13 protein-coding genes are annotated in these 13038 nt (G+C 68.6%); 2 read left to right on the top strand and 11 right to left on the bottom strand.

Features of this window, described 5'->3' with window-relative positions:
• Positions 1-23: 23 nt before the first annotated feature.
• Positions 24-755 carry an SDR family NAD(P)-dependent oxidoreductase gene (locus tag BLR51_RS10690; RefSeq protein WP_089846720.1) on the top strand — a complete coding sequence of 244 codons (732 nt, stop codon included), beginning with the start codon at positions 24-26 and terminating at the stop codon, positions 753-755.
• Between the two features lie 40 nt (positions 756-795).
• Here BLR51_RS10690 and BLR51_RS10685 read toward each other — a convergent pair whose 3' ends face one another.
• Positions 796-1731, bottom strand: a complete 936-nt coding sequence (locus BLR51_RS10685) for a 2-hydroxyacid dehydrogenase (RefSeq protein WP_089846718.1) — start codon at positions 1729-1731, stop codon at positions 796-798.
• A 38-nt stretch (positions 1732-1769) separates the two neighbouring features.
• On the opposite strand from BLR51_RS10685, the gene BLR51_RS10680 reads away from it, so the two are divergent.
• Complete coding sequence (locus BLR51_RS10680; RefSeq protein WP_089846715.1) at positions 1770-2684, top strand: LysR family transcriptional regulator; 915 nt, start codon at positions 1770-1772, stop codon at positions 2682-2684.
• Positions 2685-2686: 2 nt separating this feature from the next.
• On the opposite strand, the gene BLR51_RS10675 is transcribed toward BLR51_RS10680, so the two are convergent.
• The 10 genes from BLR51_RS10675 to BLR51_RS10630 all read right to left on the bottom strand — a co-directional run bounded on the left by BLR51_RS10675 (position 2687) and on the right by BLR51_RS10630 (position 13026).
• Positions 2687-3364 (bottom strand): RraA family protein, encoded by a 678-nt coding sequence (locus BLR51_RS10675; RefSeq protein WP_089846713.1) that lies wholly within the window; start codon positions 3362-3364, stop codon positions 2687-2689.
• Between the two features lie 9 nt (positions 3365-3373).
• Positions 3374-4657, bottom strand: a complete 1284-nt coding sequence (locus BLR51_RS10670; protein ID WP_089846711.1) for a TRAP transporter large permease — start codon at positions 4655-4657, stop codon at positions 3374-3376.
• Positions 4658-4659: 2 nt separating this feature from the next.
• Complete coding sequence (locus BLR51_RS10665; protein ID WP_242656710.1) at positions 4660-5223, bottom strand: TRAP transporter small permease; 564 nt, start codon at positions 5221-5223, stop codon at positions 4660-4662.
• The gene (locus tag BLR51_RS10660) at positions 5220-6221 is read right to left on the bottom strand and encodes a TRAP transporter substrate-binding protein (RefSeq protein ID WP_089846710.1); all 1002 of its coding nucleotides are present in this window, start codon (positions 6219-6221) and stop codon (positions 5220-5222) included. The genes BLR51_RS10665 and BLR51_RS10660 overlap by 4 nt, the downstream gene beginning before the upstream one ends.
• 52 nt (positions 6222-6273) lie before the next feature.
• Positions 6274-7083, bottom strand: coding sequence for a creatininase family protein (locus BLR51_RS10655; protein ID WP_089846708.1), 810 nt, complete (start codon positions 7081-7083; stop codon positions 6274-6276).
• A 103-nt stretch (positions 7084-7186) separates the two neighbouring features.
• Positions 7187-8503 (bottom strand): NAD(P)/FAD-dependent oxidoreductase, encoded by a 1317-nt coding sequence (locus BLR51_RS10650; RefSeq protein ID WP_089846707.1) that lies wholly within the window; start codon positions 8501-8503, stop codon positions 7187-7189.
• Entirely contained in the window at positions 8500-9213 is a 714-nt protein-coding gene (locus BLR51_RS10645) for an SDR family NAD(P)-dependent oxidoreductase (RefSeq protein WP_089846706.1), read from the bottom strand. The genes BLR51_RS10650 and BLR51_RS10645 overlap by 4 nt, the downstream gene beginning before the upstream one ends.
• Complete coding sequence (locus BLR51_RS10640; protein WP_089846704.1) at positions 9210-10211, bottom strand: ABC transporter ATP-binding protein; 1002 nt, start codon at positions 10209-10211, stop codon at positions 9210-9212. Before BLR51_RS10640 ends, BLR51_RS10645 begins: the two co-directional genes overlap by 4 nt.
• On the bottom strand, positions 10211-12070 hold the full coding sequence (locus tag BLR51_RS10635) for a dipeptide/oligopeptide/nickel ABC transporter permease/ATP-binding protein (RefSeq protein WP_089846703.1): 1860 nt from the start codon (positions 12068-12070) through the stop codon (positions 10211-10213). Before BLR51_RS10635 ends, BLR51_RS10640 begins: the two co-directional genes overlap by 1 nt.
• Positions 12067-13026 carry an ABC transporter permease gene (locus BLR51_RS10630; RefSeq protein WP_089846701.1) on the bottom strand — a complete coding sequence of 320 codons (960 nt, stop codon included), beginning with the start codon at positions 13024-13026 and terminating at the stop codon, positions 12067-12069. The genes BLR51_RS10635 and BLR51_RS10630 overlap by 4 nt, the downstream gene beginning before the upstream one ends.
• Between the last annotated feature and the right edge of the window lie 12 nt (positions 13027-13038).

Here is a 13038-nt window from a genome sequence, read left to right as displayed (position 1 = left end):
CATCCCCGGAGAGAGAGGCTTCCATGGAGCAGAAGACGCTGTTGCTGACCGGCGCAAGCCGCGGGATCGGACATGCCACGGTCAAGGTGTTTCAGGCGGCGGGCTGGCGGGTCATGACCGTCTCGCGCAGCCCGTTCGACGCGCGCTGCCCGTGGCATGCGGGCAATACCGACCATTTTCAGGGCGATCTGGCCGATCCGGTGGCCCGCGCCGATCTGGTCGCCCGCGTGCGCGAGACGCTGGGCGGTCAGGGGCTGAACGCCATCGTCAACAATGCCGGCATCTCTCCCAAGGGTCCGGCGGGCGAACGCATGGGCATCGCGGGCAGCGATGACGATCTGTGGGCGCAGGTGCTGGCGGTCAACCTTGTGGGGCCCGCCACGCTGATGCGCGACCTGCTGCCAGAGCTGGCGCGCGGGCGCGGCGCGGTGGTCAATGTGGGCTCCATCGTGGGCTCGCGGGTGCATCCCTTCGCGGGCGTGGCCTATGCCTGTTCCAAGGCGGCGCTGGCGGCGCTGACCCGCGAGGCGGCGGCGGAACTGGGACCGCGTGGCATCCGCGTCAACATGGTGACCCCGGGCGAGATCGAGACGGAAATCCTGTCGCCCGGCACCGAGGACATGGCGCAGATCATCCCGCTGCGCCGTCTGGGCAAGCCCGACGAGGTGGCGCGCGTGGTGCTGTTCCTGTGTTCGGAACAGGCCTCTTACGTCAACGGCGCCTCGATCGACGTGAATGGCGGGCAGCATGCCTGAGGCGCGGGGGCGGCACGCCGCCCCCTGCCGATTGCCGGGATCAGTAGCCGCGCACCGCGTCCGCCACATCGGCGCAGGTGCCGGTTTCGGCAAAGGTCCGCAGGTTCTGCGCGATGATCCGCCCGCCGGTCGCCGCATCGATCTGCGAGGCGACATGCGGGGTGACGGTGATGGCCGGATGGCCCCAGAAACCATGATCGGCGGGCAGCGGTTCGATGTGGAACACGTCCAGCGTCGCCTGCTTGATCTGCCCCGACTCCAGTGCGGCCAGCAGATCCTCCTCCACCAGATGCGCGCCGCGCGCGCAGTTGATGACGCAGGCACCGGGCGCCAGCCGCGCGAACAGCCCGGCATTCAGGATGCCGCGGGTGCTGTCGGTCAAGGGCAGCAGGTTCACGAGGATCTCGCAACCGTCCAGAAAGCCCGGCAGCCCCTCGGCCCCGGCAAAACACGCCACCCCCTCGACCTGCTTTTCGGATTTCGACCAGCCGCGCGTGGCAAAGCCCAGACCCGCCAGCGTGCGCGCGGCCTCGGCGCCAAGATTGCCCAGACCCATCACGCCCACCACCCGGTTCGGCGCCACCGGCACCACGATGGCGTGCCAGTCGTGATCGCGCTGCGCCTGCAGCTGGCGCGGCATGTCGCGGTGATGGCGCAGCACGTGCAGCGCCACATATTCGCGCATCCGCTGGGTCAGATCCTGCCCCACGGTGCGGATGATCGGCACGCCCTGCGGCAGCTGGTCATCCTCCAGCACATGGTCGATGCCCGCGCCGATGGAGACGATGGCGCGCAGGTTCGGAAACCGCGCCAGATCGCCGCTGCGCGGACGCCAGACCACGGCATGCTCGACCGCGTCCGGATCGGCTGCGGCCTCGGCAAAGGACTGGACCTGCCAGCCGGGCAGCAGATCCTGCAGCATGTCGACCCACCAGCGGGTCTTGTCCTCGGCGGGCAGGTAAACGGCAACGGTCATGGGGCATCCTTTTTAGACAGTAAGAGACAGGGAAGGCGATGAATTTCAAGCAGCTGGAGGCGTTTTACTGGCTGAGCCAGATCCAGAACTACCGCCAGACCGCCGAACGGCTGGGACTGACGCAGCCTGCGGTGTCGGCGCGGATCCAGTCGCTGGAAAACGATCTGGGCAAGGTCCTGATCGACCGCGACGCGCCGGGATTCCGGCTGACCGATCAGGGGATGGAGGTGGCGGAATTCGCGCTGCAGTTCCTGAACCTGCGCGAAACGATGAATGCCCGCCTGCTGGACAAGCAGAAGCAGCGCCTGTCGCTGGGGCTGGCGGGCATGGCCGCGATCACATGGGGGCCGGATCTGCTGGGCCGGATGCGGGCGGAACAGCCCGAGATCATGCTGGACATCTATGCCGGGTCCGACCTGCAATTGCGCCGTTTTGTCGAGGCGGGCACGCTGGATCTGGCCTTTACCGCCAGCGGCGACCGGGTGGGCGCGCCCGCCTTCACCACGCGCTATCAGGTGGGCTGGGTGGCACGGCCCGACGTGGTGAAAGGCCTGCCGCTGCCGATGACCCCCGAGGCGCTGCGCCGCCTGCCGCTGGTGCTGTATCCAAAGACCTCGCCGATGTTCAATCCGGTGGCCGAATATGTCGACGAGATGCGCAGCCAGCCCGCGCCGCGCCATTACGGCAATTCGCTGGCCACCATCTGCGAGATGCTCCGGCTGGGCTATGGCGCCTCGGCGCTGTCGCTGACCGCGCTGGAACGTGACATCACCGAAGGCCGCCTGATGCAGATCCCCGTGACCGAGCAGATCGCGCCGCTGGACGTGGCCTGCACCCATGTGAACCGCGCCCGGCGCCAGCAGGTCAGCCTTGTGCTTGAACTGGCGCGCGAGGTGGCGCGGGACTGGTGCGCGGCGCATCCGGCCTATACCTCCTTTCACGACGGCGGCTGAGGCTACTGCCCCAGCTTGGCCTCCACCATCTTGGTGGCGCCGGACATCTGGCCCAGATGGGTGCCGCCGGTGATCTTGGCCTCGTTGACGCGGCCGCGTTCGGTCTTGGTCTCGCCCTCGGCCAGCACCTCGTCCAGATCCTCGGGGGCGATGAACAGCACGCCGCTGTCATCGGCCAGCACCGCATAGCCCGGCAGCACCGCAGCGCCGCCGATGCTGACCGGCACGTTGAAACCGCCGCCGGAATTGTAAAGCCGCGTCGTCACCGGCGAGGCGCCGCGCGACCACATGGCGAAATCCTGTTCGGCGATCTCGGCGGTGTCGGTATGCGGGCCGTCAACGCAGCCGCCATCCAGCCCCATCATCGCCGCCATGCGGGTGACGCCGCCGCCCCAGCAGGCATATTTGGTGTCGCCCAGCCGGTCGACGGCGAGGAAATAGCCCGGACCCACCGAGCTGAGGCAGTGGTGCAGCAGGGTGGAATCGAGCCCCGGAATGGCCAGCGTCGCCACGGTCGAGGCCACGACCTTGCCGGTCAGCACCGGCTGGATCGCGGGCGCGGCAAAGCCGAAATGGTAGAAATGCCCGATGGTCGCGGTTTCGAGCTTTGCCAGACGGTCCAGCTTGTCCTGCGGGATGCGCGCGGGCATCGGGTTCAGCTTGTAGATGAGGTTGGACATCTGTCCCCCTTATTGCTTGCCAAGGATGAGATCGGGAAGGAAGGTCACGGTCTGCGGCACGTAGGTGAGCAGGATCAGCACCGCAAAAAGCGGCAGCAGCATCGGCAGCACCGCCAGCGTGACCTTTTCGAACCGCACGCGGCCCACCTCGGCCACGATGTAAAGGCCGATGCCCATGGGCGGGGTCGCGATGCCGATCAGCAGGCCCAGCTGGATGATGATGCCGAAATGCACCCGGTCGATGCCATAGGCGTCGATGAGCGGCAGCAGCGTCGGCACGAGGATCAGCTTGGCGGGCACGCCTTCGACCACGCAGCCGACAAGGATGATGAAGACCAGCAGCAGGGCCAGAAACACGTTGCGGTTTTCGGTCAGCGAGAAGGTCCAGTCGGCCAGTTTCTGCGGCGTCTGGTCGATGGCCAGAAGCCAGCCCATGGCGATGGAAAAGGCGATGATGATCATGATGACCGCCGTCATCATCGCGGTGTCCGACAACGCGCTGAAGAACTTGCCCAGCGTCAGCTCGCGATACCACACCCCAAGGAAGATGCAGTAAAGACAGGCCAGCACCCCGGCTTCGGTGGCGGTGACAAAGCCGAACATGATGGAGCCAAGGATGATCGCGGGCGCCATCAGCGCGGCAAAGCCATGCTGCGCGGTATGGGCCACCTCGCGCACCGTGGCGCGCGGCTGGGTCGGGAAATCCTGAAATCCGGCGCGCAGGCGCACATAGATCATCAGCGCCAGCCCCACGAGGATCCCGGGCACCAGCCCGGCAAGGAACATCCGTTCGATCGACTGCTGGGCAAGGAAGGCATAGATCACCAGCCCGATGGAGGGCGGGATCAGCGGCCCGATCACCGAGGAGGCGACGGTGATCGCGGCGGCGAAGTCGGGCTTGTAGCCCGCCTCGCGCATGGCCTTGATCTCGATGGCGCCAAGGCCTGCGCAATCGGCCACGGCGGCGCCGGAAATGCCCGCGAAGATCATCGACGACAGGATGTTGACCTGCGCCAGCCCCGCCTTCAGATGCCCGACCAGCGCGTTGGCGAAGGCGAAGATGCGTTCGGTCACGCCGGTGACGTTCATCAGGTTGCCCGCCATGATGAAAAACGGCACGGCGGTCAGCGAGGCCTTGTTGACCCCCTCCAGCATCTGCTGGGGGATGATCTGCAGGGCGTTGGAGAAATCCGAGGTGAGAAAGGTCAGCACCGTCGCCATGCCGATGGCGATGGAGATGGGCACGCGCAGCAGGATCAGCGCGATGAAGCTGCCGATGAGGATCCAGGCCAAGGTCAGATCTCCGGGTGATGGTCGGTGACGTTTTCCGGCATGCCGGCGGCCATCTTGGCCAGATCGAGCAGCGCGGTCAGCAGGATCAGCGCCGCCGAGACGAACAGCGGCACCGACAGCGCAAGCCGCGGCAGTTCCAGCCCGGCGGGCAGGATCGCGCCGTCATAGACCCCGCGTGAGGTGGCGATGACCCGGGGCAGCTGCCACAGCAGCACGCCGGTCACCGACAGCGTGGCCAGATCGCTGACCAGCCGCGTGACGGCCATGCCCATGGGCCCGAACAGCCCCGCGATAAAATCCACGCGCACGTCCTTCAGCCGGGCATACAGCGCGAAAAAGCCGAAAAAGCTGAGCCAGATGAAAAACACCATGGTCCATGGCCACATCCAGTAGGCGGCAAGCCCCAAGGGCCGCAGCACGATGGTGGCCGCCGTCAGCGCCAGCATGATCAGCAGGCAGAGATTGGACAGCCACAGGAAGGCGCCGCCCAAGCTCCAGCTTGCCCGGTCCAGCCGGTTCAGAGCCCGCGTCAGCGGGCTCTGGGGGTGATAGTCCTGCGGTGTCACTGGCTGGCCGTCCGGCTGGCCTCGATGGCGTCGATAAAGCCTTCGGGCAGCTCGCCCGATGCTGCCATCGCCTCGTAGAAGCCCTGCATCTTTTCCACCAGCGGCGCGGTGTCGAGCACGGTATAGGTGGCGCCCGCCTCTTCCATCCGCGCGATGCTTTCTTCGGCCACGCCGAACATCACCTCCTGCGAATAGGCGCCGGTGTCTTCATAGGCGCGCAAAAGGCCCGCGCGGGTGTCCTCGTCCAGCGCCGCCAGCGCCTCTTCGTTGACCATGAAGCCGATGGACTGCCAGTATTCGTCATGGCGGGTGATGTAGGGGGCCACCTCGTTGAAACGCATGGATTCCACCAGCGCCACGGGGGAATTCACCGCCTCGACGATGCCCTTGGAAATGCCCTGATAGACCTCGGTCCATGGTAGGGTGATGACCTCGGCGCCCAGATGGTCCCATGTCTCGATGGCGACCTTGTTTTCATGCATGCGGATCTTGATGCCCTCGATATCCGCCGCCGTCTCGACGGGCACGTTGGACACCATCACCCGGAACGGCCCCCGCAGCACCTGCGTGGGATCGCCAAGCGGGCGCACGCCGGACTGTTCGGCGGCGGTGTCGAACCAGCCGCTGACCGTGTCCGAAGTCATGAAGCGCTGCCAGTGGTCGAAATCGTCAAAGGCGAAGGCCGCCGCGACCCATGCCAGCGCCGGCTCCCACTTCTTCAGATAGCCGAAGCCTTCGGCATAGACCTGCACGATATTGGCCTGAAGCTGTTCAAGGACGGCATCCTCCTTGCCCAGCTGTTCGTTGGGATAGACGTCGATCTTCAGCTCGCCGTTGGTGTATTCTTCGGTCAGATCGGCGAATTTTTCAAAGACCTGCCCCTCGGGGCTGTCCACCGGCATCTTGGTGGCCATGCGCCATGTGGTTTCGGCCTGCGCCGCGCTGCCAAGCGCAAGCGCCATGGCGGTGGCAAGGGTCAGTCGGGTCATCGTGGTCATGGGGTGTCTCCCTGATGGAGGTGAGGTGCCGGATTTTCCGGTTCTGTGAGGATCAGTCGTGCAGGCCGCGCGCCACATGTTCGACCACCAGCCCGGCGCCGATGGCGGCCAGCCGGTCGACCAGCACGGCGCCGGTTTCGGCAGAGCAGAGCGTGGGATCGCAGCCATAGGCGCCGGTTTCGGTCGCCTCCAGCGCCTCGATCGGCACCTGAATCTTGGCCCCGTCAAAGGTGATGCTGGAAAAGCCCGAAATGCTCAGCCCCTTCACGGTGCTGCCGGTGGGGGCGGGGCGCACCAGATCGGCGCGCAGCAGGTCGGGATAGAAATGCAGGCCGACCGAGGTCAGCGGGTCGCCGCCATGGCCAGAGCTGGCCTTGGCCTTGTCGGCGCCGATCAGCCCCGGCAGCTCGCCATAGGCCACCTGCCACAGATACATGGACGGCACGAACAGCCCCGCCTTCTGCCGCCAGCGCAGCGCCACCTCGGTAATGGCGGGCACGTTGCCGCCATGGCCGTTGACGATCATCAGCTTGCGGATGCCGTGACGGTCAAGACAGCCGAACATGTCATCCAGAATGCCGCAGAGCGTGGCATGGCTGATCGAGATGCCGCCATGGCTGCTGTCGAAATAATCCTTGCCGCCAAAGGGAATGACCGGCGCCACGAAGGTGGCAACACCTTGGGCGCGGGCCGCCTTGGCGATTTCCAGCGCCATCAGGTCGGCGGCCATGTAATCGCCCATGGGCGCATGGATGCCCTGATCCTCCAGCGAGCCCATGGGCAGCAGCACCACCGCGTCAGAGGTCAGATGCTGGCGGGCCTCTTCGGAGGTCAGTTCGGCCATGCGGATTTTGGGGGTCATGTCGCGCTCCTGCTGTATCGGTCGTGGCGGTCAGTGAAGCGCGCCATGGCGGGGGGCGTCCAATTCAAACGGCTTGTGCCGCGATAGAGAAAATTTGCCCCCCTCATCCGGCAGGGGCACCGCGCCCGAAGCGGGCGAGCCGGAATGGCGCCGGATCGACCAGCGGCGCGGCGCCGGTGGCCAGTTCCGCCGCAAGCTGCCCCGCGCCGGGGCCGATGCCGAACCCGTGCCCCGAACAGCCGGTGGCGATGACCAGACCGGGCAGGCCGGGGGCGTGGTCAAGGATCGGCACGCCATCCGGGGTCACGTCGATGATGCCGCCCCAGCTTTGCGCCACCCGCGCCTGCGCAAAAACCGGAAAGACCGCGCGCACCTCGCGCATCGCCTGCCCCAGCGCGTGCTGCTGCGGTTCGGGATCCAGCACCCGGCAACGCTCGAAGGGGGTGACCGCCTCCGCGCTCCAGCGGCGCGGGGTGGTGGCGCCCTGCCACAGCCCGTGATCCAGCGTCAGCGCCAGTTCGTGCCGGTTGCGGCGCAGGCCGGGCAGGAAATCGGGCAGCAGGCGAAAGGCGTCGGGCGTGATCTGCACCGCCGCCCTGCCCCGCCGCGCGAGCGTATAGCCGCCATCGAGCCGGGGCCGCAGGCCGAACGCGCCATTGCCCAAGGCATGACGGGGCCCGCCCGGCAGTGGCCGCGTGGCCAGCACCGAACTGCGCACCCTGAGCTGCGGCAGATCAAGCCCGTGATTGCCGGCAAAAAGCCGCGACCATGCCCCGCCTGCAAGGATCACCGCATCGCAGGCGATACGCCCGCGTTCGGTGACAACCCCGCTGACGCGCCCGGCGGACAGATCAAGCGCCCGCGCGGCGCAGCCCGTCAGCACATGCGCCCCCGCGCGGCGCGCCGCCTCGGCCAGCGCGGGGGCGGCAAGGGCGGGTTCGGCGCGCCCGTCTTCCTCGGTCATCACGGCCTCGGTGTCGCGCAGGCGGGCGCCGGGAAACTGCTCTGCAAGCTCGGCCCGGCTGAGCCGCCGCACCGCAAGGCCGAACTGCGCGGCGTCCCGTTCGACAGTCGCCAGCCATGCCAGCTGCCGCGCGCTCTGCCCGGAATACACGATGCCGCTGCGGCGAAAGCCGGTCTCCTGCCCGATGCGCGTGTTGAGCCCCTGCCAGATCCGCAGGCTTTCGATGCCAAGCGGATATTCCGCCACCGCCCGGCCCATGCGCCGCACCCAGCCCCAGTTGCGGCTGGACTGTTCGCCCGCGATCCGGCCCTTTTCCAGCAGGGCGACGCTGTGGCCCTGCTCGGCGGCCCAAAGTGCCGCCGACACGCCAAGGATGCCGCCGCCGATCACCACCAGATCCACCGCACGTGGCAGGCTGGCATCCCCCGCCACCTCCTGCACGACAGGCCGGGTCATGCGCCCGCCTCGTAACGCCAGTTGACCAGCAGTTCCGGCACGCTGGCGGTGTTGGGCAGCGCCACCACCTCGGCCACCAGATGCGCCAGATCCTCTGGCTGGGTGATTTCGCTGCGCGGCAGGTCGTGGTGCAGCGTCATGTCGGTGGCGACAAAGCCGGGGCAGACGGCGCAGGCGCGCAGGCCCTCCTCCCAGCCCGCGCGCCGCGCCGCATGGGCCAGCGCCACGGCGGCATGTTTGGTCATCTGATAGCCCGCGTTCAGCCCCAGCACCCGCTTGCCCGACAGCGAGGCCAGCACCACCACCCGCCCCCGCCCCGAGCGGCAGAGCGCGGGCAGCGCCGCGCGCACCAGCCGGAACGGCGCCTTGACGTTGACGGCCAGAAGCTGCTCCAGCATCTCCTCCATCTCGGCATCGGGCTGTGGCGGATCGGGGCGCAGTTCCAGCGGGCCGCTGATGCCCGCGCTCAGCACCAGCACGTCGAGGCGGCCAAACCGCTGCTCTGCGGCCCCGGCCAGCGCCCGGGCGGCGGCGGGGTCGGTCGCATCATACCGCACCACCAGCGGATCCAGCGCCGCCAGATCCCCGGGCAGCGCGTCGGGATCGCGCAGCCCCAGCACCAGCTGATGCCCCCGCGCCGCAAGCTCGCGCGCGATGGCGGCGCCGATGCCCCGGCTTGCCCCGGTCAGGACGGCGACGGGGGCGGTCATGCCACGGACTCCGGGCGGGCCTTGATGCAGGCGGCCTGCCAGCCCGGCCCGGTCTGGCGGAACTCGGGCACGGCCTCGGCGCAGGCGGCTTCGGCCAGCGGACAGCGGGTGCGGAACGGACAGCCCGAGGGCGGATTGGCGGGGCTGGGCAGTTCGCCGGGCAGCACGTCGAACCCCGCCTCGCGCCTGCGCGGCTGCAGCGAGGGCGTGGCGGTCAGCAGCGCACGGGTATAGGGATGGGCGGGCGTGCCGAACACCTGCGCGGCGGGGCCTTCCTCGACGATGCGGCCCAGATACATGACCACGATGCGGGTGCAGAGATGGCGCACCACATGCAGGTCATGGCTGATGAACAGCATGGCAAGATCCAGATCGCGGCGCAGATCCATCAGCAGGTTCACCACCTGCGCCTGAATGGAGACGTCCAGCGCCGAAACCGGCTCGTCGGCCACGATAAAATCCGGGCGGGTCGACAGGGCACGGGCCACGGCGACGCGCTGGCGCTGGCCGCCGGAAAATTCATGCGGACGGCGCGACGCAGCGCTGGCGGGCAGACCGACCTGATCCAGCAGCCGCGCCACCTCGGCACCGATGTCGGCGGGCGGGACGATGCCATGGATGCGCAGCCCGTCGCCCACCTGCGCGCCGACGCTGCGGCGCGGATCAAGCGAGCCGAAGGGATCCTGAAACACCATCTGCATCCGCCGCGCCAGCCTGCGCCGGTCCGGCCCGCGCACCGTATCAAGGTCGCGCCCGTCAAAGCGCACGGCGCCGGTGGTGGGCGCATCAAGCCCCATCATCATGCGGCCCAGCGTGGACTTGCCGCAGCCCGATTCCCCAACAACGCCCACGGTTTCGCCGCGCGCGATGGCCAGCGTCACGTCGCGCACCGCCCAGATGTCGCGCGCCCGTCCCAGAAGCCCCTGCCGCTGCGGGAAGTTGCGGCCAAGGGCCTGCGCCTCCACCAGCGGGGCGGGGGATGTGCCCAGATCGAACATCAGGTGACCTCCTTCCAGCGGATGCAGCGGGTGCTGCGGCCCTCTGCGGGGGCGCTGGCCACGGGGGCTGCTGCCTCGCAGAGCGGGCGGGCAAAATCGCAGCGCGGCGCGAAACGGCAGCCGGGCGGCATGGCATGAGGCGGCGGCACCGAACCGGGGATCGCCACCAGCCGCTCCGCCCCGCCTTCGGGGACCGAGGCGATGAGCGCGGCGGTATAGGGATGGCGCGGGCGGGCGAACACCTCGGCCACCGGGCCCTGTTCCACCACCTCGCCCGCATACATCACCACGACGCGGTCGGCGATTTCCGCCACCACCGCCAGATCATGGGTGACGAACACCAGCCCCATGCCGGGCGTGTCGCGTTTCAGTTGCAGGAACAGCTGCAGGATCTGCGCCTGAATGGTGGGATCGAGCGCGGTGGTCGGCTCGTCCGCCAGCAGCAGCCGGGGGCTGTTGGCGACCGCCAGCGCGATCATCGCGCGCTGGCGCTGCCCGCCCGACAGTTCATGCGGATAGGCGCGGCAGCGGCGCTCGGGGTCGGGGATGCCCACCTGCCGCAGAAGATCGACGACGCGCGCGGGGATGCCCGCCTCGGGCGTGCCCGCCACGCGCAGGGTTTCGGCCAGCTGGTCGCCGATGCGCAGCACCGGGTTCAGCGCGGCGGCGGCATCCTGAAACACCATGGAGATCTCGGTGCTGCGCAGGCGGCGGAAGCCTTCGTCATCGAGCTGCGCCAGATCGACGGTGGTGCCCTCGCGCGTGGTGTAAAGCGCCTCTCCGCCGGTGACCGCCAGCCGGTCGGGCAGCAGCCCCATCAGCGCGAGGCTGGTCAGGGTCTTGCCGGAGCCGGATTCCCCCACCAGCGCCACGGTCTGCCCGGGCAGCACGGTGACATCGGCGCGGCGCACCAGATCAAGCCCGTGGCGCGGCCCTTCGACCGCGATGGCCAGATCGCGGATCCGCAGCAGCGGCGCGTCGGGGGCGGCAGGCTGCGGCGCGGCGGCCGCTTTCCGCGCGGGGCGGTGCAGCCACAGCGCGCCGCCCGCCGTGATCTGGCGCGGATCCAGCACCGACTGCAGCCGGTCACACAGCAGGTTGAACGACAGGATGGTGCCCGCCAGCGCCAGCGACGGCCAGACCAGCAGCATCGGCGCCACCTCCATCGCACCGCGCGCGGCGCGGATCATCAGGCCCCAGGACGGCGTGGGCGGCACCACGCCCAGCCCCAGAAAGCTGAGCCCGCTTTCGATCACCATGGCCGAGGCCACCACCAGCGACATCTGCACCAGAAGCGGCGGCAGCACGTTGGGCAGGATGGTGCGGGTCAGGATCGCCAGCGGATGCGCCCCCATGGCGCGCTGCGCGGTGACAAAATCCAGAGAGCGGACCTGCAGCGTGGCGGCATAGACCACGCGGGCATAGTTGGGCGTGTAAAGCAGCGTCAGCGCAAGGATCAGCGGCCCGGTCCCCGCGCCCAGCAGGGTGACCACCAGCAGCGCCAGCAGGAGCGGCGGCAGGCACAGGATCACTTCGGAGGCGCGGACGGTGACCAGTTCCACCACGCCGCGGAAATAGCCGCCCAGCAGGCCCAGCGTGGTGCCCAGCACGGCGGCGGCCAGCGCCGATCCCACCGCGATGAACAGCGAGGCGCGCCCGCCCCAGATCAGCCGCGCCAGCACGTCGCGGCCAAATTCGTCCTGCCCCAGCCAGTGCTCTGCCGAGGGGCCGGAAAAGCGCCCCGGCACATCCATCATCCGGACATCGGCCAAGGGCAGCACCGGGGCCAGCAGCACCACCGCCACCAGAAGCCCCACGAGGATCCCCGGCAGGATCAGCTTGCGCGCGGCCCGGCTCATGACGCCCCCAGCGAGATGCGCGGGTCAAGCAGCGCGTTCACCACATCGACCAGCAGGTTGAGAAAGACGAAGAGCACGGAGATGACCATGACGATGCCCACCACCTCGGGGTAGTCGCGGGCATCGACGGCGGCGACCAGATAGCCCGACAGGCCCGGCCAGTTGAACACGAATTCCACCAGCACCGTGCCGCCGATCAGCGTGCCCATTTCCAGCCCCAGCACGGTCAGCACCGGGATCAGCGCGTTGCGCACCACATGGCGGCGCAGGATCGGCCCGCGGGGCAGGCCCTTGGCCCGGGCGGTGCGCACATAGTCGCGTTGCAGCACCTCCAGCACGGAGGCGCGGGTCATGCGGGTGATGACCGCCCAGACGCTGAGCCCCACCGCCCCCGCCGGCAGGATCAGCAGCTTCAGATGCTGCACCGGATCCTCGGAAAACGGCACGAAGCCGCCTGCGGGCAGCCATTGCAGCTGCTGCGCGAAGATCAGGATGACCACCGAGCCCACGACGAAGACCGGGGTGGACAGCGCCACCGAGGACAGGAGCGAGACAAAGGCATCGATCTTGCCGTCGGCGCGGATCGCCGCATAGGTGCCCAAGGGCACGCCGAACAGCGCGGCAAGGAAGGCGGCGGCAAGGATCACCTCCAGCGTGCGCGGCAGGCGCAGCAGGATCTGTTCCATCACGGGCGCGCGGTCGCGGAACGACGCGCCCAGATCCCCGGTCAGAACCCCGGTGACATGCTCGATATATTGCTGCCAGAGCGGCGCGTTCAGCCCCATCTTCTCGCGCAGCGCCGCCACCGCCTGCGGATCGGCGGCGATGTTGCCCTGACTGAGCAGCAGTTCCGCCGGATCGCCGGGGATCAGGTGCAGCAGCAGGAACACCAGACTGACGACGAGCCAGACCAGAAAGAGCGCGATCAGGCTCCGGTATGCGATGTATCTGAGCATGTCTGGACCGGA

It is taken from the genome of Salipiger marinus (assembly GCF_900100085.1).
In the GTDB taxonomy this organism is placed as follows: domain Bacteria; phylum Pseudomonadota; class Alphaproteobacteria; order Rhodobacterales; family Rhodobacteraceae; genus Salipiger; species Salipiger marinus.
The sequence above is the reverse complement of the archived record's forward strand: the minus strand, read 5'-3'. Positions and strand labels throughout refer to the sequence as shown.

Bases quoted from the DNA above. Each gene is read 5' to 3' on its own strand.
- BLR51_RS10680 (WP_089846715.1), top strand. From the start codon at position 1,770: ATGAATTTCAAGCAGCTGGAGGCGTTTTACTGGCTGAGCCAGATCCAG.
- BLR51_RS10675 (WP_089846713.1), bottom strand. From the start codon at position 3,364: ATGTCCAACCTCATCTACAAGCTGAACCCGATGCCCGCGCGCATCCCG.
- BLR51_RS10685 (WP_089846718.1), bottom strand. From the start codon at position 1,731: ATGACCGTTGCCGTTTACCTGCCCGCCGAGGACAAGACCCGCTGGTGG.
- BLR51_RS10645 (WP_089846706.1), bottom strand. From the start codon at position 9,213: ATGACCGCCCCCGTCGCCGTCCTGACCGGGGCAAGCCGGGGCATCGGC.
- BLR51_RS10650 (WP_089846707.1), bottom strand. From the start codon at position 8,503: ATGACCCGGCCTGTCGTGCAGGAGGTGGCGGGGGATGCCAGCCTGCCA.
- BLR51_RS10660 (WP_089846710.1), bottom strand. From the start codon at position 6,221: ATGACCACGATGACCCGACTGACCCTTGCCACCGCCATGGCGCTTGCG.
- BLR51_RS10630 (WP_089846701.1), bottom strand. From the start codon at position 13,026: ATGCTCAGATACATCGCATACCGGAGCCTGATCGCGCTCTTTCTGGTC.
- BLR51_RS10690 (WP_089846720.1), top strand. From the start codon at position 24: ATGGAGCAGAAGACGCTGTTGCTGACCGGCGCAAGCCGCGGGATCGGA.
- BLR51_RS10655 (WP_089846708.1), bottom strand. From the start codon at position 7,083: ATGACCCCCAAAATCCGCATGGCCGAACTGACCTCCGAAGAGGCCCGC.
- BLR51_RS10635 (WP_089846703.1), bottom strand. From the start codon at position 12,070: ATGAGCCGGGCCGCGCGCAAGCTGATCCTGCCGGGGATCCTCGTGGGG.
- BLR51_RS10640 (WP_089846704.1), bottom strand. From the start codon at position 10,211: ATGTTCGATCTGGGCACATCCCCCGCCCCGCTGGTGGAGGCGCAGGCC.